18 protein-coding genes and 3 tRNA genes are annotated in these 17854 nt (G+C 55.7%); 9 read left to right on the top strand and 12 right to left on the bottom strand.

Annotated elements, in window-relative coordinates:
- Positions 1 to 309 precede the first annotated feature (309 nt).
- The 6 genes from B4M48_RS07555 to uvrY form a co-directional block, all read right to left on the bottom strand.
- Positions 310 to 395 (bottom strand) — tRNA-Leu (locus B4M48_RS07555).
- Between the two features lie 11 nt (positions 396 to 406).
- Positions 407 to 480, bottom strand: a tRNA-Cys gene (locus B4M48_RS07550).
- A 42-nt stretch (positions 481 to 522) separates the two neighbouring features.
- A tRNA-Gly gene (locus B4M48_RS07545) sits at positions 523 to 598 on the bottom strand.
- 149 nt (positions 599 to 747) lie between these two features.
- Positions 748 to 1296, bottom strand: coding sequence for a CDP-diacylglycerol--glycerol-3-phosphate 3-phosphatidyltransferase (pgsA, locus tag B4M48_RS07540; RefSeq protein ID WP_039383718.1), 549 nt, complete (start codon positions 1294 to 1296; stop codon positions 748 to 750).
- A 68-nt stretch (positions 1297 to 1364) separates the two neighbouring features.
- A complete protein-coding gene (gene uvrC / locus B4M48_RS07535) occupies positions 1365 to 3197 on the bottom strand; it encodes an excinuclease ABC subunit UvrC (protein WP_039383716.1) in 1833 nt (610 codons plus the stop codon).
- Entirely contained in the window at positions 3190 to 3849 is a 660-nt protein-coding gene (gene uvrY / locus B4M48_RS07530) for a UvrY/SirA/GacA family response regulator transcription factor (RefSeq protein WP_039383715.1), read from the bottom strand. The genes uvrC and uvrY overlap by 8 nt, the downstream gene beginning before the upstream one ends.
- Before the next feature lie 401 nt (positions 3850 to 4250).
- Between uvrY and B4M48_RS07525 the strand changes: the two genes are divergently transcribed.
- Positions 4251 to 4478: a DUF2594 family protein gene (locus B4M48_RS07525; RefSeq protein WP_039383713.1), complete on the top strand. Its 228-nt coding sequence runs from the start codon at positions 4251 to 4253 to the stop codon at positions 4476 to 4478.
- 29 nt (positions 4479 to 4507) lie between these two features.
- Here the strand turns inward: B4M48_RS07525 and B4M48_RS07520 are convergent, their stop codons facing one another.
- From B4M48_RS07520 to B4M48_RS07510, 3 genes are all read right to left on the bottom strand, one after another.
- Entirely contained in the window at positions 4508 to 5119 is a 612-nt protein-coding gene (locus B4M48_RS07520; protein WP_071668718.1) for an acyl-homoserine-lactone synthase, read from the bottom strand.
- 123 nt (positions 5120 to 5242) lie between these two features.
- Positions 5243 to 5965, bottom strand: a complete 723-nt coding sequence (gene sdiA / locus B4M48_RS07515) for a transcriptional regulator SdiA (protein WP_039383708.1) — start codon at positions 5963 to 5965, stop codon at positions 5243 to 5245.
- A gap of 826 nt (positions 5966 to 6791) precedes the next feature.
- Positions 6792 to 7490, bottom strand: coding sequence for an extensin family protein (locus B4M48_RS07510; protein ID WP_039385784.1), 699 nt, complete (start codon positions 7488 to 7490; stop codon positions 6792 to 6794).
- A gap of 286 nt (positions 7491 to 7776) precedes the next feature.
- Between B4M48_RS07510 and cycA the strand changes: the two genes are divergently transcribed.
- Complete coding sequence (gene cycA / locus B4M48_RS07505; protein WP_039383706.1) at positions 7777 to 9168, top strand: D-serine/D-alanine/glycine transporter; 1392 nt, start codon at positions 7777 to 7779, stop codon at positions 9166 to 9168.
- A gap of 41 nt (positions 9169 to 9209) precedes the next feature.
- Here cycA and B4M48_RS07500 read toward each other — a convergent pair whose 3' ends face one another.
- Both B4M48_RS07500 and rutR read right to left on the bottom strand, forming a co-directional pair.
- Positions 9210 to 10184 (bottom strand): metal-dependent hydrolase, encoded by a 975-nt coding sequence (locus B4M48_RS07500; RefSeq protein ID WP_288656347.1) that lies wholly within the window; start codon positions 10182 to 10184, stop codon positions 9210 to 9212.
- A 19-nt stretch (positions 10185 to 10203) separates the two neighbouring features.
- Positions 10204 to 10839 carry an HTH-type transcriptional regulator RutR gene (rutR, locus tag B4M48_RS07495; protein ID WP_288656345.1) on the bottom strand — a complete coding sequence of 212 codons (636 nt, stop codon included), beginning with the start codon at positions 10837 to 10839 and terminating at the stop codon, positions 10204 to 10206.
- A gap of 292 nt (positions 10840 to 11131) precedes the next feature.
- Between rutR and rutA the strand changes: the two genes are divergently transcribed.
- The 6 genes from rutA to rutG are packed head-to-tail and all read left to right on the top strand — an operon-like array spanning position 11132 to position 16069.
- Positions 11132 to 12223, top strand: coding sequence for a pyrimidine utilization protein A (gene rutA / locus B4M48_RS07490; RefSeq protein WP_039383699.1), 1092 nt, complete (start codon positions 11132 to 11134; stop codon positions 12221 to 12223).
- The gene (rutB, locus tag B4M48_RS07485; protein ID WP_039383697.1) at positions 12223 to 12936 is read left to right on the top strand and encodes a pyrimidine utilization protein B; all 714 of its coding nucleotides are present in this window, start codon (positions 12223 to 12225) and stop codon (positions 12934 to 12936) included. The genes rutA and rutB overlap by 1 nt, the downstream gene beginning before the upstream one ends.
- Before the next feature lie 25 nt (positions 12937 to 12961).
- A complete protein-coding gene (gene rutC / locus B4M48_RS07480) occupies positions 12962 to 13357 on the top strand; it encodes a pyrimidine utilization protein C (RefSeq protein WP_071668716.1) in 396 nt (131 codons plus the stop codon).
- Positions 13357 to 14160, top strand: coding sequence for a pyrimidine utilization protein D (gene rutD / locus B4M48_RS07475; protein ID WP_039383693.1), 804 nt, complete (start codon positions 13357 to 13359; stop codon positions 14158 to 14160). The genes rutC and rutD overlap by 1 nt, the downstream gene beginning before the upstream one ends.
- 16 nt (positions 14161 to 14176) lie before the next feature.
- Positions 14177 to 14698, top strand: coding sequence for an NADH-dependent FMN reductase RutF (gene rutF / locus B4M48_RS07470; RefSeq protein ID WP_039383691.1), 522 nt, complete (start codon positions 14177 to 14179; stop codon positions 14696 to 14698).
- A 45-nt stretch (positions 14699 to 14743) separates the two neighbouring features.
- The gene (gene rutG / locus B4M48_RS07465) at positions 14744 to 16069 is read left to right on the top strand and encodes a pyrimidine utilization transport protein G (protein ID WP_039383688.1); all 1326 of its coding nucleotides are present in this window, start codon (positions 14744 to 14746) and stop codon (positions 16067 to 16069) included.
- Here the strand turns inward: rutG and B4M48_RS07460 are convergent.
- Positions 16066 to 16980 (bottom strand): DMT family transporter, encoded by a 915-nt coding sequence (locus B4M48_RS07460; protein WP_039383685.1) that lies wholly within the window; start codon positions 16978 to 16980, stop codon positions 16066 to 16068. The two genes, rutG and B4M48_RS07460, sit on opposite strands and share 4 nt — an antisense overlap.
- Before the next feature lie 269 nt (positions 16981 to 17249).
- Between B4M48_RS07460 and wrbA the strand changes: the two genes are divergently transcribed.
- A complete protein-coding gene (wrbA, locus tag B4M48_RS07455) occupies positions 17250 to 17849 on the top strand; it encodes an NAD(P)H:quinone oxidoreductase (RefSeq protein WP_065649652.1) in 600 nt (199 codons plus the stop codon).
- The last annotated feature ends 5 nt before the right edge of the window (positions 17850 to 17854 follow it).

Raw genomic sequence — 17854 nt, 5'->3', positions numbered from 1 at the left:
AAAAAGTATAGATGCGGCTTTTGAAGAACAACTTTCATAAATCGACCATTAACTACGCTATGCAGCGTTGCCAGCACCTGCCCGGTGCTTTATCAATTAATCGCAGGAAAAACATGAATCATGTCACCTGCGCAGGTTCTGTTTTGCAGTGAAAGATCAAAACGGCTGTTATCCAGGTATTATGATTTGGGATTGGTTATACAGGCACGCACGGTGGGGCGTCAGGAATGAAAAACAGCAGACACAAAAAAACCGCCTGAAGGCGGTTACGACATTACTTATAGTGCTTTTTTAATTCGGTGTTTTGTATGGTGCCCGGGGCGGGACTTGAACCCGCACGACCATAAGCCGAGGGATTTTAAATCCCTTGTGTCTACCGATTTCACCACCCGGGCAGGGTGTAAACTGGAGGCGCGTCCCGGAGTCGAACCGAGGTAGACGGATTTGCAATCCGTTGCATGGCCACTCTGCCAACGCGCCTTTATTCTGATGTGCAACCGGTCAGTGACCCATTGCTGAAACTGGAGCGGGAAACGAGACTCGAACTCGCGACCCCGACCTTGGCAAGGTCGTGCTCTACCAACTGAGCTATTCCCGCATAACTGCTGCTTTACCGAACTTGCTGTTTTTATTCAGCTTCTTGCAGCTGTGCTGCCGTTCGATGCGATGCATTCTACTTATCTCACGCAGTGAGTCAATAAAATTATCACCCACTGCGTCTGTTTGCTGCTTTTTGAATCGTATCGATCAGCTATCAAGCAGATCGCCGCGTGCTGCGCTCAGATACTGGAACATCGACCAGAATGTCAGCACTGCCGCGATATAGAGTGCGACCACGCCAACGCCTACGACCGTAGCATCAGGACGCCACAGCAGCGCAACCAGTGAGAGCATCTGCGCCGTGGTTTTGACTTTACCAATCCATGAGACGGCAACGCTGCTGCGCTTGCCAATTTCCGCCATCCATTCACGCAGCGCAGAGATAATAATCTCGCGGGCGATCATGGTGGCAGCAGGCAGGGTTATCCACCACGCGTGGAAATATTCCGCAACCAGCACCAGCGCCATAGCGACCATGACCTTATCAGCCACCGGATCGAGAAATGCACCAAAGCGCGTGGTTTGTTTCCAGCGACGCGCCAGAAAGCCGTCAAACCAGTCCGTTATGGCGGCAATAACAAAAATCAGCGCTGTCGCAAAAGGCGCCCAGTAAAACGGCAGGTAGAACGCCAGTACAAAAAAAGGAATCAAAAAAACGCGAAACAGGGTAAGACACGTTGGGATGTTATATTGCATATGCCAGTAACTGTCTGGTGTGTGTAGGGTTTAACGTATGTTCCTACATTGCCCCCCCTGTTTCAATGTTAGTGTTTCAGCGAGTGGTATATTTTTTCAGCCAGGGCAAAGGAGATACCGGGCACGCGGGCGATTTCATCCACGCTGGCGTTCATCAGCGGCTGCAGGCCTCCCATATACTTCAGCAGCTGCTGACGCCGTTTAGGTCCGATGCCTTCAATACTTTCCAGCGCGCTGGTGTTCTTCACTTTGGCGCGTTTTTTACGGTGGCCTGAAATTGCATGATTGTGAGCATCATCACGAATATGCTGAATGACATGCAGGGCTGGCGAATCCGGCGGCAGAGAAACGCCCTCACCTTCCGCTTCAAAAAACAGCGTTTCCAGTCCCGCCTTGCGATCGCTGCCTTTAGCGACACCAAGCAGAATCGGGTGCTGTTTATCCCAGCTGACATCCAGTTCCGCAAATACCTCTTTCGCCTGCGCCAGCTGACCCTTACCGCCATCAATCAAAATGACATCCGGAATTTTATCCTGCTCCAGCGCTTTGCCATAACGGCGGCGCAGCACCTGATTCATCGCCGCGTAATCGTCGCCCGGCGTGATCCCCTCGATATTGTAACGCCGGTAATCAGAACGCAGCGGGCCATCCTGATTAAACACCACGCAGGAGGCGATAGTCTGCTCACCCATGGTATGGCTGATATCAAAACACTCCATGCGCTGAATGCTCTCCAGCTTCAGCCAGGAAGCCAGCGCGGCAAGCCGCTGCTGAATAGTGGAGTGCTGCGACAGCTTAGTGGTCAGCGCCGTTGCCGCGTTGGTGCGCGCCAGCTTGAGATAGCGTGCCCGATCGCCGCGCGGTTTGGTCTGTATATTGACTTTGCGACCAGCCAGCGTACTGAGTGATTCAGCCAGCAGGTTGCGTTCTGCCAGGTTAAAATCCAGCAGGATCTCTCCGGGCAGGGTGCGCGCCTCGCTTCCCTGCAGATAAAACTGCCCGACAAAGGTCTGCACCACTTCCGTCAGCTCAGTGTCAGGCGGGACTTTGGGGAAATAGCTGCGGCTTCCCAGTACTTTCCCCTGGCGGATAAACAGCACGTGCAGACAGGCCATGCCCGCATCATAGGCCACGCCCATGACATCAAGATCGTCACCCTGATTTGAGACAAACTGTTTTTCAGTAATGCGGCGTACGGCCTGAATCTGATCGCGCAGCCGCCCCGCCTCTTCAAAACGCAATCCCTGACTTGCCGCCTCCATATGCGCTACCAGCTGGTTGATGACCTGATCATCTTTACCGGCCAGAAACAGCCGCACATAGTCTGTCTGCCGGGCATACTCCTCTTCGCTGACCAGACCGGCTACGCACGGACCGAGGCAGCGTCCAATCTGATACTGCAAACAGGGACGCGAGCGATTGCGATAGACGCTGTTCTCACACTGGCGAATAGGAAAGACTTTCTGCAGCAGGCCCAGCGTCTCGCGTACCGCATAACCATTTGGAAACGGACCGAAATATTCTCCTTTGGCGTGTTTGGCACCACGATGCATCGCCAGCCGGGGGTGCGTATCGCCGCTAAGAAAAATATATGGATACGATTTATCATCGCGCAGCAGCACGTTATAGCGTGGCTGGTAAAGCTTGATGTAGTTATGCTCCAGCAGCAGCGCTTCTGTCTCAGTATGCGTGACCGTAACGTCGATATTGCAAATATTACTGACCAGCACATCCGTTTTACGGCTGCCAGTCTGCGCACGAAAGTAGCTGCTGAGGCGTTTTTTAAGGTCTTTGGCTTTACCGACATAGATCACCGTACCGGCCGCGTCATACATTCGGTAGACGCCAGGCTGGCTGGTTACGGTGCTGAGAAAGGCTTTGGGATTAAAGAGTTCACTCACTACTTATTAATGGCTCCGCGTTGAACAGACCATGACGAATGGCCAGATGCGTTAACTCTACATCACCGCTGATGTTTAGCTTACTGAACATACGGTAGCGGTAGCTGTTAACGGTTTTCGGGCTCAGGTTCAACTGTTCGGATATCTCCGTAACTTTTTGTCCCCGGGTAATCATCAGCATAATCTGCAATTCCCGTTCCGACAAACAACTGAAGGGCGATTCCGCTTTCTGCGGCTCGATTTGGCTCAGCGCCATTTGCTGAGCGATATCTGAGGCGATATAGCGCTGTCCAGCGTGGACGGCGCGAATGGCGCTGACCACCTCCTGAGGCGCAGCGCCTTTGCTCAGATAGCCTGAGGCGCCCGCCTGCATTACCCGGGCCGGCAGCGGATTTTCGGTGTGAATAGTCAGCATAATGATGCGAATATCGGGGTTGTAGCGGACAATTTTGCGCGTCGCTTCCAGTCCGCCGATACCCGGCATATTCATGTCCATCAGAACGACATTCACCGTGTGCTGACGGCACCATTTTACTGCATCCTCTCCGCACGCCGCTTCGCCGGCAATGACCAGTCCTTTGATATCTTCCAGAATGCGACGAATACCGGCACGTACCAGTTCATGGTCATCAACAAGCAGCAGGCTGATCAACGGGACATACTCCGCAGGTTAGAAAGGTAATTAAAAAAGAGCGTAATCTTAGCGTTTTTTATGCGCATTGAACATCAGACATACCAGAACAACCTGCGACGCAATGATCTAAATCAAATAATTAAATCTTTTCAGAAAAAAATCCATTTTCTGCAAACTAAACAGCTTTTTTATTTAACATTTCATTGAATAACAGCATGTTGTAATAAATCTGCCTGTTTTCTTTTTTTAAGCCGAAAAAATATCAGGCGAGCCAAAACGGTCTGCACTGCCCTGCCTTTAACTGGATCGAATAATGATTTTTCTGGCCTCTGAATGAGAAAGCAAACCTATGATATACTCTCTGTTTTATGCACGGAAAGACAGAATCTGTGTAAATCGATACCACCAGGGAGTTGAAGATGAGTGATGAAGATTTCGTAACGTCGCGTGACACTCAGGCACTGGCTGATGAAGTTGCCTGCCTCAAAATGATGATTACTCTGATTCTCAAAGGCATGGGACAGGCAGACGCCGGTAAAGTAATTATCAATATGGAACGCTATGTGCAAAATGCGCTGGCTGATAAGCCCCAGGCTGAAGTATTCAGCAACACGATCCGTCAGATCAAAACCGCTTACCGTCAGTAAGCGGCCAGCCCCGTGCGCTGCACGGGGTATTAATTGTGCGCCTGCCAGTTAACGGAGACGCCGAGCGAAGGCAGCACCTCTTCCGGACTAAAGCGCCGCGTCCCGCGATATTTTTCCGCCAGTGCCGGCTGTTCAACCGGGATACGGATAGCGAACAGATTATCTTCCGACTGGATCAACCCTGGCGTCAGCGGTTCATAAACCACATTATGCTGTGCAAACATCTTCTCCAGCATCGGCGTGGCCGAGCTAATCAGATACTCCATGCCGCTCAGCTCTGCCAGCTGCACCGAGTGCCACAGGATATTCAGCGGTAATTCCGCATCCACCTCCAGCCGTGCTGAGTAGCGTGACATCTCCCAAACCTTATCCTGCGCAAACGGCAGAATAATACCTTCAGCCACTTCCGGTTCATGCCACGGCAGTAATCGCGCGCAGCCACAAATGCCTTTACGTGCATTCCAGGCGATAAGCCAGGTCACGTCTGAACGGTCGTAGCGATCGTACTCCTGCCCCGGTGTGCTCAGCCGCGGAGGAATTGACCAGCCTTCGCCACGCGCAAACACGCTATAACGATAGGTACCCAGTTCGGCTAGCAGTGAGGAAGGCATATCCTTTAGCTGTGTTTGAATTATTTTCATCATGCGCCTCTGACATCCCCATGTGTGCAATGATTTTTATCGTGCCAGCCTGGCTAAGTTTCCGGCGCAGGGTAGACAACTCAATACGGATAGGGAACTACCAGTATTAGTAGTTGCCTTTTGCTATATCAGACCTGTCGCTGCGGCATAACACGCTATCTGCGTTTTATTTGAAACGTTAAAACGTTTTTGCATGTTTTTTTGGTGAAAATTCACCGTATGTTCTGATATTGCCAAAATAAGCGAAATCTCTGCCGAGGTTTTTCCTTCAGCTGTCCATTTCAAAATTTCCAGCTCCCGCTCGCTAAATCCCTTAGCCAGCACCACCATTGAGCTATCTTTTAAGCGCTCAAGAACCCGTAAGCTCAGATCCGCCAGAAAGTTTATCTGTACCTCAAGCTCAACGGTGCGGTGCCTGGAGCGTCCGGGCTGACGTGATGCTATTGATAATATACCAATGGCACGATTTGATGCCATCGCTGAGCAAGAAAAGCCGCTCAGGAGTCCCGCTGCCTGCGCATCTGGCCAAAGATTAGCCGCCCCGGTGAAAATCTCAGCACACCACTCAATCCCTTTTCCGGGCTGCTGACAAAGCCGCAGTACAGGATCGACGGCATAGTAGTTATGCCGCTCATAATGCAGGATCCAGGATTCAGGGTAGGTGCTGAACAGGAAAAAACGCGGTCGGGTGAAGGGAACCGGCTGCTGCACAAAAAAGGCAAAAAAGTCGAATCCCAGAGCGACGATTTGCTTTTGCAACAGTGCTTTTAATTGCACCACCTCCGTCAACGCCTGAAACGCTTTTGCTGTTTCGGCTCGCCAGACAAAATAATTATCGGTAGTCATTATTATCCTGACGTATTTAACGTCTTTTATTAACCTGATGCTTGTCCGATTATATCGGTGAGACGTAATCTGAACAGAATGAATAAAAAGGCTCCTGCTGTAGATTGCGTTATACAGCCGGAAAGTTATCGAATTGTTGCCATAAAGCGAGCGCCGCAGTGACCTGACTGCCAGGCCTCAGGCGCATAAAGATACGTGAAACCAGCATAGGATTTTTCTGATAAAGTTTCAATCTTCCACCCATTAAAATTAATTATTAGATGGATAAAAGTTTAGCATCGATTTTAAGTAAAATAATGATTAGCAGAGACATTTACCTTCAGTTAAAAGCGCTAAATGATTTAGTCATGGACGGTTTTTAATTCCACTGATAAATAAAGTTACCTCCGGCAATCGGCAACCCTGAGCTATCTGTATCCGCACCACGCTGATGCCTGCGCCATGCGCGACTACGCATTTTATCGGCATAAACTGCCTGCCGCAGTTGCATACGCTGTCATCAGCCGCTGGAATGAAAACAGAGTGAGGCGGATAACCAATATAATTCTGTTTTAACGCGATGATGTCCGCTGCAGATAGCCTGAACAATCTGACGCTGGCACCCGATTTTTCTTTTGGAGAGTAAATAAATTCACCGGAGATATCTCATTATTAAAACAGATGAGTGTTATTTAAGGCAGACTTATTTCAAACATAAAAATTAGTCGGGTAATGGTTCTCATTTGTAATCACGCCTTCTGCGTCTTTGAGGGACTGGATCTAAAATAGCGTTGGCGCAAATTAACTATTAAGCCTGCCCGGCTTTTAAAATTAACAGCCTGCCGCATCAGCGGCAGAATCCACCGCCGCGCATGCCCAGATGAAAGTGTGTGGTATGAGCTGCGTTGTAGTCTGGTCCCAGTGCGTTTCCAAAGCTGGCACAGCCGTTGCGCCAGAGTGCATGCAAACCCGCCGCGCTGCTGGCGGGCTGCTGCCAGTTTCTGGCGACCCGTAACCAGCGGCCATCGGCCAGCTGAAAAGCGGTGACATCCCACGCCTCTGCCGTAGCGTGTTCGCTGCGGCGTCCCTCCTGGCGATGATAGACGTTGCGGCAGGCGTAGCTGCCAACATGCTCAATACGCCGCAGCGGACTGGTGATACCCGCCTGCTGTAATGCAGCATTACTGCGCGTGACATACATCGTACTTGCCACGGCCATCGGACAGCTGGCAAGAAAACTGCTGCTGAGCGTAACCGGCCCAAACTGGCTGATACGAACCGGCTGTTCAATTGTGCAGTTACCCCGCACCGGAGGCGTCGTGCGAAAACTTACCCGTCCCTGCGCACTGGCGCGCTCCAGCACCGCCAGACAGGCGGCTGGATCGTGACGCAGTTTCTCCAGCTTGTAACGTGTTATCCAGCCTGGCGCATCCGTGACGTTAAGCGGAATAAACGGATTCCACTGCGCCGGAAGCTGCGATTTCAGCCAGGGCAAACTCCACCACCCCACCAGAGCAATTATTCCTGTCGCAATGAGTGCGCGCACCATCTCTGCCTTATCACTTTGTAAACCTGTGACTAAGTGTAGCTGGCCTGCCTCATCTGCCTGTTCTTCCGGGAAAAAGTGCTGCTTATTTACGCAAAGTGACTAAAAGAGCAACCATGTAAATATTTGCTGACAGAGCAAAAAACGCAAAAGGTCACAAAGGTTAAAAAACAATTACCAGACCCGGTGGCCTTTCCTCTATCTTATGCGCTCTTGCCCTGTGCAAAGGCACGTATTTCAACAGCCATCAGAGCTGACACAACATCAAGACAGGAAAGCTATCTTTATGGTTGATCAATCCAAAGCAGCCCTCAGTGAGGCTGAACAGCCGGAAAAACTCCGGCGCAACCTGCATAACCGTCATATTCAGCTTATTGCGATTGGCGGCGCTATCGGAACCGGGCTCTTTATGGGGTCAGGCAAAACCATCAGCCTGGCGGGGCCGTCGATCGTTTTTGTTTATATGATCATCGGCTTCATGCTGTTTTTTGTTATGCGCGCAATGGGAGAGCTGCTGCTCTCTAATCTGGAATATAAATCGTTCAGCGATTTCGCGGCCGATCTGCTCGGCCCGTGGGCGGGCTATTTTACCGGCTGGACCTACTGGTTCTGCTGGGTCGTTACCGGCATCGCTGACGTGGTCGCCATCAGCGCCTATTTTCAGCTCTGGTTCCCCGGATTCTCTATCTGGATGAGCGCGCTGCTGTGCGTCTTTGTCTTTCTGGCGCTGAATATTGCCACGGTCAAACTCTTCGGGGAAATGGAGTTCTGGTTCGCAATTATCAAAATTGTCGCCATTGTTGCCCTGATTATTACCGGTATTGTGCTGGTCAGTACGCACTACCCTTCACCCGGCGGCAGCACGGCATCGCTCAGCAACATCTGGCAGCATGGCGGGATGTTCCCGAAAGGGCTGAGCGGCTTTTTCGCCGGCTTCCAGATTGCCGTGTTCGCTTTTGTCGGTATTGAGCTGGTAGGCACCGCCGCGGCAGAGACCAAAGATCCGCACAAGGTCCTGCCCCGCGCCATCAATGCCATACCGCTGCGCATTATTATGTTTTACGTTCTGGCGCTGCTGGTGATTATGGCCGTTACGCCATGGAATCAGGTGATGCCGGATCGCAGCCCGTTTGTAGAGATGTTTGTGCTGATTGGCCTGCCCGCTGCTGCGAGCATCGTTAACTTTGTGGTACTGACCTCAGCGGCCTCGTCAGCCAACAGCGGCATCTTCTCTACCAGCCGCATGCTGTATGGCCTGGCAGAACAGGGGGTAGCGCATAAGGCGTTTGGTCGTCTCTCCGCGCGCGCCGTGCCCACCACCGGCCTGTTCTTCTCCTGTCTCTGTCTGCTGGGCGGCGTCGCGCTGATCTACCTGATCCCGGACGTGATGACGGTGTTTACCATGGTGACCACGGTATCCGCCATTCTGTTTATGTTTGTCTGGACCATCATTCTCTGCAGCTACCTGGCCTACCGTAAACAGCATCCGCAGCGTCACGCGTCGTCAACGTTTAAGATGCCGCTGGGCAAAATTATGTGCTGGGTCTGCATGGCATTTTTTGCTTTCGTGCTGGTGCTGCTGACGCTGCAGGAGGATACCCGTCAGGCGCTGATGGTTACGCCGCTGTGGTTTATGCTGCTCACTATGGGCTGGCTGCTGCGACGCCGTAAAGCCTGATCCCGTTCTGTTTAAGGCCCGCATCAGCGGGCCTTTTTCATTTATAACCGCTGCCGGAACTGATGCCAGGCACGCTGGAGTGACGGGCGTGCGGCCGTCTCACGCTGCGGCGCCGCTGCAGGCGCTTCCGGCCTGCCAAGATTAAAAGTAAAGGTGTAATCGGGCGCCTCACCCATACGCAAGTCGCTAATCAGCGTATTGCCTGCCTGCTGACGCAGCGCGTAAAAACCGTGACTGAACCAGACAACGCGCTCCGTATGCCACTGCCCTTTGAAAGGTGTCAGCAGCGCCATCTGACGATCGTGCCACGCAATCTGTAACGGCCGCCGGGGTGAAAACAGCGACCAGTACGCTTCGCCATAGCGATCCGGCGTAATAATGACCGTACGCCAGACCAGCGTGTTGAACGCCGTCGGCGTGACCAGCAGCCGCTGCGATACAACGTGTTGCTGCGCCAGCTGCTGTTCAATCTGCCGCGTGGCAACACCCTGTATCACCATGCTCCAGCCCAGATAAAGCGTGCTGATTAACAGGCCCAGGCGGGTCCAGCGCACGCCGGTGGCATCACGCCGCCATAGCGCTACGCCCAGTGAGATAAGCAGCGGCAGCGTATAGAGCGGATCGACAATAAACATACTGCCGATGGCAAACGGATAGTCAGTGAGCGGCAGCCCAAGCTGCGTACCATACACGGTAGTGAGATCGAGCAGCGGATGGGTGATCAGCGCCAGCCAGAGGGCCAGGCACCAGCTGCGCCAGTGCGCTTTGCTGCGGGTGATCCCGGCGGCCAGCCAGCCGGCCAGCGGCGCCAGCAGCGTCAGGATCAGCAGCGCATGGCTCTCGGTGCGATGCAGCGTCATATTGCGTATTGCGTCGCCGTGATCGACGAACACATCCAGATCCGGCAGCGTGCCGGCGACTGCCCCCGCCAGGGCCGCCTGCCATACCGGTACCCGGCGGTTCATGACGGCAACGGTAACTGCAGCGCCCAGCGCCAGTTGCGACAGCGAATCCATGCTTCTCCTCCCTCAATCGTTAGCGCACGCGAATGCCTTCGATAATCATCCGCTCTACGTTCTGCAACGTCTGTGCAAAAAAGTCGGGATCCTGCAGCGTCTGCCCGGTGACCGCCTCAACCTGCGAGGCAAAGTCAGCATAGTGCTGCGTGGTGGCCCAGAGCATAAAAAAGAGATGCTGCGGCTGAACGGCGGCCAGCTGTCCGGCGCTGATCCACTGCTCGACTATTGCCGCCTTACTCTCTACCAGCGCTTTCAGGTCGCCCGCCAGTTCACCACGCAGCAGTGGTGCGCCCTGCAGCATCTCCAGACAGAACAGCCGCGATGCCTGAGGATGATCGCGGGAGACCTCAAGCTTCAGGCGAATATAGTGGCGAATGGCCGTCAGGGGATCCTGGTCGGCGCGCAGCGCGCGCAGCGGTGCCAGCCAGACATCCAGAATCTCTTTCAGCACGGCGACATACAACACTTCCTTTGAAGGGTAATAGTAGAGCAGATTCGTTTTTGACAACTCTGCTCCCTCAGCCACCCGGTCAAGGCTGGTGCCATGAATACCGAACTGGGAAAACAGCGCCAGCGCCGCCTGCAGGATAGCGGCGCGTTTTGCGGTCGCCGCCTGCGAACGACGGCGCGGTTTTTTCTCATCATTTTTCATGCTGTTACCTCTCCCTGTCGTGAATTCACATCATAACACAGCTGGCAGATATGGCGGGCTGCACCTTTTTTGCCCGACGGCTGCCTGATTGCTGTGCATTTGTTTTGACCAAATGGTCTGAAAATCGCGGTGCCGTCCCGGCTGGCCGATCGGCGGTTCATATCCTGATGATAAATATAAAAATTATTTATGTGGCACGCGACTTGCAATCAAGAGAGAGCGCCGCCCGCAGGATGCGTGCAGGAAGCAGCGCAGCGCGTGAAACCGTCCTATCAATGCAAAGAGGTGACATATGAAAATTGGTGTCTTTGTTCCGATTGGCAATAACGGCTGGCTGATCTCTACGCATGCGCCGCAGTACATGCCTACTTTTGAACTCAATAAAGCGATTGTGCAGCGCGCTGAGCACTATCACTTCGATTTTGCACTCTCAATGATCAAGCTGCGCGGCTTCGGCGGCAAAACGGAGTTCTGGGATCACAATATGGAGTCCTTTACGCTGATGGCCGGCCTGGCGGCGGTCACCTCGCGGATTGAGATCTACGCCACGGCTGCCACGCTGACGCTGCCACCCGCCATCGTGGCGCGTATGGCTGCGACCATCGACTCAATTTCTGGCGGACGCTTTGGCGTAAACCTCGTCACCGGCTGGCAGAAACCAGAGTATGAGCAGATGGGGATCTGGCCGGGCGATGACTATTTTGCCAGCCGTTATCAATACCTGACTGAGTATGTCACGGTGCTGCGCGATTTATGGGGAACCGGCCAGAGCGACTTCAAAGGTGATTTTTTCACGATGAACGACTGTCGCGTCAGTCCACGGCCGCAGAAGCCGATGAAGGTGATATGCGCCGGACAGAGTGATGCGGGCATAGCATTTTCAGCTCAGCATGCCGACTATAACTTTTGCTTTGGTAAGGGCGTTAATACGCCAGCCGCCTTTGCACCGACCGCAGCCCGCATGAAGCTTGCTGCTGAGCAGGCGGGCCGCGACGTCGGCTCCTACGTTCTGTTTATGATCATCGCCGCCGAGAGCGACGAAGCGGCCCGCGCAAAATGGGAGCACTACAAAGCTGGCGCCGACGAAGAGGCACTCGCGTGGCTCACGACTCAGAGCCAGCAGGATACCCGTTCAGGCAGCGATACTAACGTGCGTCAGATGGCTGACCCGACCTCCGCCGTTAACATCAATATGGGCACGTTAGTTGGCTCCTTTGCCAGCGTGGCACGCATGCTGGATGAAGTGGCTCAGGTTGATGGTACGCACGGCGTGCTGCTGACCTTTGATGATTTCCTGGAGGGTATTGAAGCGTTCGGCCAGCGCATACAGCCGCTGATGCAGTGCCGTCGCAACGTGATCGCTGCGGCGCAGGAGGTAGCATAATGAAAACCGTCACCTGCGCACACACCGGCACCACACCGCATATCACTCTGCCCGCCCGTCCGGAGGCGATCGCCCTGCCTCCGGCTCAGAGCGCGCTGATTGTCGTCGACATGCAGAATGCCTACGCCACTAAAGGCGGCTATCTCGACCTGGCGGGATTTGATGTCTCTGCCACCGAGCCGGTTATCGCCAGAATTCATCAGGCGGTCACCGCGGCACGCGCTGCCGGCGTACAGATTATCTGGTTCCAGAACGGCTGGGACAGCGATTACACCGAGGCGGGCGATGCGGGCTCCCCCAATTTTCACAAATCTAATGCGCTGAAAACCATGCGCCGCCAGCCTGAGCTGCAGGGCACCCTGCTGGCGAAAGGCACCTGGGATTATGCGCTGGTGGATGCGCTGACGCCCGAACCGGGCGATATCGTGCTGCCAAAACCGCGCTACAGCGGCTTTTTCAATACGCCGCTCGACAGCATGCTGCGCAGCCGCGGGATCCGTCATCTGATTTTTACCGGCATCGCCACCAACGTCTGCGTCGAGTCCACGCTGCGTGACGGCTTCTTTCTGGAATATTTCGGTGTGGTACTGGCTGACGCCACGCATCAGGCCGGACCTGATTTTGCGCAGCAGGCCGCGCTGTTCAATATCGAAACGTTTTTCGGCTGGGTCAGCGATACACAAACGTTCTGCGAAGCCCTGCAGGGTCAGTAACTTTTCGCTATCAGGAGATCAGACTATGCCCAAACGCGTCATTATCCCGGCTGGCAGCAGTACGCCGATCGCCCCGTTCGTACCCGGAACGCTGGCTGACGGCGTGGTGTACGTTTCCGGCACCCTGCCGTTCGATGCGGACAATAACGTGGTTCACGTCGGCGATGCGGGCGCGCAAACCCGCCACGTGCTGGAGACCATCAAAAACGTCATTGAAACCGCCGGCGGCTGCATGGCAGATGTCACGTTCAACTCTATTTTCATTACTGACTGGCAGCACTACGCTGCCGTGAATCAGGTCTATGCCGACTATTTTCCCGGCGATAAGCCCGCGCGCTTCTGTATTCAGTGCGGTCTGGTAAAACCTGACGCGCTGGTTGAGATTGCGTCTGTGGCGCACATCGGACAGGCGGAGGCGTAATGAAGCTGGATATCCACGGGTTGACCACTGCCGATGCGCCCACGCTGGTCCTCGCATCAGGCCTTGGTGGCGTTGCCGGATTCTGGCAGCCACAGCTGGCGGCGCTCAGCACCCGCTACCGCGTTGTCACATACGATCAGCGCGGCACCGGGCGCAGTGCAGCGCCGCTGCCTGAGGGTTACAGCCTGGCGATGATGGCAGCCGAGCTGGCGGAGGCGCTGGAACAGCATCAGATCGCGCGCTACAGCGTGGCTGGCCATGCGCTTGGGGGGCTGATTGGTTTGCAAATGGCGCTGGATCACCCCGATCGGGTTGAGCGCGTGGCGGTCATTAACGGCTGGCTGACGCTCAGCCCCCATACCGCGCGCTGTTTTAAGGTCAGAGAGGATCTGCTGCTGCAGGCGGGCACTGAAGCCTTTGTACGCGCTCAGCCGCTGTTTCTCTATCCTGCCGAATGGCTGGCGCAGCATCAGGCGCGCGCTGAGGCAGAAGAGAGGCATCACCAGCAGCACTTTCAGGGCGCAGAGAATCTGTTGCGTCGTCTGCACGCGCTGAAAACGGCAGATTTTCGTGCCTGCGCCGCGCGCATCACCCAGCCGGTGCTGGCGATCTGCAGCCAGGACGATCTGCTGGTGCCGTGGAGCTGTTCAGCACAGCTGGCGGCAGCGCTGCCGCAGGGCCAGCTGCTGACCATGCCGTGGGGCGGCCACGCCATGAGCGTGACCGATAGCGATAATTTTAACACGCTGCTGCTGCGCTGGCTGGCTGAGACCGCTCAGCCCGCCTGTCTGGCAGCGGGCTGAGATCAGGAGTCTGAACATGAGCCTACATGCCCTTCCGGATTTACCCGCAGTCGATCGCGACACCTTTCGCAACGCTATGGCGCAGCTGGGTGCAGCCGTTAATGTTATCACCACCGATGGCCCGGCAGGCGTGGCTGGCTTTACCGCCTCCGCCGTCTGCAGCGTGACCGACTCCCCGCCGACGCTGCTGGTCTGCCTGAACCGCTCCGCCTCAGCCTGGCCGGCGTTTCGCGATAACCGTGCACTCTGCGTCAATACCCTCTCGGCAGACCAGCACGCCCTCTCCACGCTGTTCGGGGGCAAAACCGCGATGGCGGATCGCTTTGCCGCCGCGCAGTGGCAGACGCTTGCCAGCGGTGCTCCGCTGCTGGAGGCCGCGCTGATCTCCTTTGACTGCGAGATAACACAGCGGGTCAGCGTTGGCACACACGATATTCTGTTCTGTACGGTGCTGGCCGTGGCCCAGGGCGAGGCGCGCCAGGGGCTCGCCTGGTTCGATCGCGGTTATCACACCTTCTCCCGGCAGGATGCCCGCTGATACCGCATAACGCGGCCTGTTCTACTCACTCTCAGGAGATGATCTATGGCGAGTACTTGGTTTCCACGCTGGCGCGTTAAGTCAGCAATGACCGACGACGGCTTGATTGCCCCGGACGAGACGCTGCCGCTCGGGCAGACGCTGGTGCTTGGGCTGCAGCATGCGGTCGCAATGTTTGGCGCAACGGTACTGATGCCGCTGCTGATGGGGCTGGATGCCAATCTCGCTGTGTTACTCTCCGGGATCGGTACGCTGCTGTTCTTTTTTATTACCGGCGGGCGCGTACCGAGCTATCTCGGTTCCAGCGCCGCTTTTGTGGGCGTAGTGATTGCGGTCACCGGTTTCACCGGCCAGGGCCTTAACACTCACCTCTCCGTGGCGCTGGGCGGCATTATCGCCTGCGGCGCGCTCTATACCCTGATTGGTCTGATTGTGATGAAAGTGGGTACCGGCTGGATTGAGCGCCTGATGCCGCCGGTCGTCACCGGCGCCGTCGTTATGGCGATTGGCCTGAACCTGGCGCCGATTGCGGTGCACAGTGTTTCTGCCACCCTGTTCGACAGCTGGATGGCGGTGCTGACGGTGCTCTGTATCGGACTGGTGGCGGTCATGACGCGCGGGCTGGTACAGCGCCTGTTGATCCTGGTAGGGCTGATCGTGGCCTGGGCGTTCTATGCGCTGCTGACAAATGGCTTCGGCCTCGGTAAACCGGTGGATTTCAGCGGCGTGGCGCACGCCGCCTGGTTTGGCGTGCCGCATACGACCGCCCCTGTGTTCGACCTGCAGGCGATAGTGATGATTGCGCCGGTCGCCATTATTCTGGTCGCTGAAAATCTGGGGCATATTAAAGCGGTAGCAGCTATGACCGGACGCAATCTCGATGCGTGGATGGGCCGGGCGTTTGTTGGCGACGGTCTGGCCACTATGCTCTCTGGCTCTGCCGGCGGCAGCGGCGTGACAACCTATGCCGAAAACATAGGCGTCATGGCGGTTACGCGCGTCTACTCTACGCTGGCGTTCGTCGCCGCGGCCCTGATCGCAATACTGCTGGGTTTTTCACCGAAATTTGGCGCACTCATCCATACCGTGCCAGCACCGGTCATAGGCGGCGCGTCTATCGTGGTATTTGGCCTGATTGCGGTGGCCGGTGCCCGTATCTGGCTGCAGAATCAGGTCGATCTCGGGCAGAACGGTAATCTGATCATGGTCGCTACCACGCTGGTTCTGGGCGCCGGCGATTTTGCGCTTAAGATCGGCAGCTTCACGCTCGGCGGTATCGGCACCGCGACCTTTGGCGCCATTATCCTGAACGCAATTCTGCAGCACCGTAGCCGCGCGCCGGCCGGTTCAGCTGCACAGCCACACGGTTAAGGCTTCTGCGGTGCCTCATCGGGCACCGCTTTCTTACGCCGCAGCCGCAGCTCACTGACAATCACGCCACAGACAATCAGCGCACCGCCCAGCAGCGCGGCCGCAGGCAGTCGCTCCCCCGCGAGACGCCCGACAATTCCCGCCCAGACCGGCTCTCCGGCATAAATTACCGTAGCGCGTACCGGTGACACACTGCGCTGGGCCCAGTTCATCGTCACCTGAATCAGGGCGCTGGCGGCGCCCAGGCCTGCAGCGCTCAGCACCAGCGGCAGAGAAAACGACGGCAGCGCTTCACCATTCGGGATCATAAACAGAAAGGCGCAAGCGGAGGCGACCAGCAGCTGCACCAGCGTTACCCGCCGCACATCCACCTGTCCGGCATAGCGGCTAATCAGAATGATCTCGGCAGCAATCGCCAGCGTGCTCAGCAGGGTCGCGCTCTCCCCGGCGCTGAGGGCGATGCCGCTCTGCTGCGGCCCCGCCACCAGCACCAGGCCGCTGAACGCCAGCGCAATGCCCAGCCATGCCATAATGCCAGGCGGCCGGCGCAGCACCAGCCACTGCAGCAGCGGCACCACCGGAACATAGAGCGCCGTCAGAAAGGCAGACTGGCTGCTGGAGATAGTCTGCATCCCCCAGGTTTGCAGGCCATAACCGCCCGCAATAGCCAGGCCAATCATTGTGCCCGCTCTGATTTCAAGCCAGGTCAGCGCGCGCAGATAGCGCCAGAAAAAACAGGCCAGCAGCAGTGACGCCGTGGCAAATCGCAGTCCGACAAAAAAAAACGGACCGGAGTATGCCATGGCGCGGTGCACCACCAGAAACGTGCCGCCCCAGACCATGGTGATGAAAATCAGCACCAGTTCCTGACGGGTAATGCGCAGATAAAGACGTGCAGGTAACGCAGACATAGAACACCTGATAAGTAGCCAGGCGTCATTCTGGCGTAACCCGGCCCGCAGGCGCAACAGCCGGCCGGGGTTATCTGCTCAGCGTGCAGCAATGTGATTCGCGTTCAGAATTACGACTCATCTGAAAAAATGCCATTTTAATACTAAAAATCATAACGTTAACTTTTTAAGCGTGCTAAATCTCAGCGGGCAGCAGCGCCATTTCCCGGCAGCCCGCGCATGCTCTTCTATACTCTTTTTACTTATCTTACCGGGAGGTTAGAACCACAATGGCAAAAGTTCTGGTGCTCTATTACTCAATGTATGGACATGTGGAAACCATGGCGCAGGCGGTTGCAGAAGGCGTGCAGCGCGTCAGCGGAGCCGAAGTGACTATTTTGCGCGTGCCGGAGAGTATGGATGCGGCGCGTTTTGCTGAGGTTGGTGGCAAGGTCGATCAGCAGGCAGCTGAGGCAACGCCGGACGATCTGACGCAGTATGATGCCATTATCGTCGGCACGCCGACCCGCTTTGGCAACATGTCAGGCCAGATGCGCAACTTCTGGGACCGTACCGGCGGGCTGTGGGCCTCGGGCGCACTGCACGGAAAACTGGCCAGCGTGTTTACTTCTACCGGTACCGGCGGAGGCCAGGAACTGACGATAACGTCAGTATGGACTACGCTTGCCCATCACGGCATGGTCATTATTCCAATCGGCTACGGCACTAAAGAGATGTTTGATATCTCACAGGTACGCGGCGGAACGCCTTATGGTGCGTCGACGCTGGCAGGCGGCGATGGTTCACGCCAGCCTACGCCTGAAGAGCTGCAAATTGCCCGCTATCAGGGTGAACATGTCGCCACTCTGGCGGTAAAACTCAAAGGATAAACTCA

The sequence above is a fragment of the Pantoea sp. UBA6567 genome, assembly GCF_002434165.1.
GTDB classification, from domain to species: Bacteria; Pseudomonadota; Gammaproteobacteria; order Enterobacterales; family Enterobacteriaceae; genus Pantoea; species Pantoea eucrina.
The sequence above is the reverse complement of the archived record's forward strand: the minus strand, read 5'-3'. Positions and strand labels throughout refer to the sequence as shown.

What these genes read in the sequence shown, in the direction of transcription:
- wrbA (WP_065649652.1), top strand. Translation starts at nt 17,250, where the DNA reads ATGGCAAAAGTTCTGGTGCTCTATTACTCAATGTATGGACATGTGGAA.
- rutC (WP_071668716.1), top strand. Translation starts at nt 12,962, where the DNA reads ATGCCCAAACGCGTCATTATCCCGGCTGGCAGCAGTACGCCGATCGCC.
- B4M48_RS07500 (WP_288656347.1), bottom strand. Translation starts at nt 10,184, where the DNA reads ATGGATTCGCTGTCGCAACTGGCGCTGGGCGCTGCAGTTACCGTTGCC.
- cycA (WP_039383706.1), top strand. Translation starts at nt 7,777, where the DNA reads ATGGTTGATCAATCCAAAGCAGCCCTCAGTGAGGCTGAACAGCCGGAA.
- rutR (WP_288656345.1), bottom strand. Translation starts at nt 10,839, where the DNA reads ATGAAAAATGATGAGAAAAAACCGCGCCGTCGTTCGCAGGCGGCGACC.
- sdiA (WP_039383708.1), bottom strand. Translation starts at nt 5,965, where the DNA reads ATGACTACCGATAATTATTTTGTCTGGCGAGCCGAAACAGCAAAAGCG.
- rutB (WP_039383697.1), top strand. Translation starts at nt 12,223, where the DNA reads ATGAAAACCGTCACCTGCGCACACACCGGCACCACACCGCATATCACT.
- B4M48_RS07525 (WP_039383713.1), top strand. Translation starts at nt 4,251, where the DNA reads ATGAGTGATGAAGATTTCGTAACGTCGCGTGACACTCAGGCACTGGCT.
- pgsA (WP_039383718.1), bottom strand. Translation starts at nt 1,296, where the DNA reads ATGCAATATAACATCCCAACGTGTCTTACCCTGTTTCGCGTTTTTTTG.
- B4M48_RS07520 (WP_071668718.1), bottom strand. Translation starts at nt 5,119, where the DNA reads ATGAAAATAATTCAAACACAGCTAAAGGATATGCCTTCCTCACTGCTA.
- rutD (WP_039383693.1), top strand. Translation starts at nt 13,357, where the DNA reads ATGAAGCTGGATATCCACGGGTTGACCACTGCCGATGCGCCCACGCTG.
- B4M48_RS07460 (WP_039383685.1), bottom strand. Translation starts at nt 16,980, where the DNA reads ATGTCTGCGTTACCTGCACGTCTTTATCTGCGCATTACCCGTCAGGAA.
- rutA (WP_039383699.1), top strand. Translation starts at nt 11,132, where the DNA reads ATGAAAATTGGTGTCTTTGTTCCGATTGGCAATAACGGCTGGCTGATC.
- rutG (WP_039383688.1), top strand. Translation starts at nt 14,744, where the DNA reads ATGGCGAGTACTTGGTTTCCACGCTGGCGCGTTAAGTCAGCAATGACC.
- rutF (WP_039383691.1), top strand. Translation starts at nt 14,177, where the DNA reads ATGAGCCTACATGCCCTTCCGGATTTACCCGCAGTCGATCGCGACACC.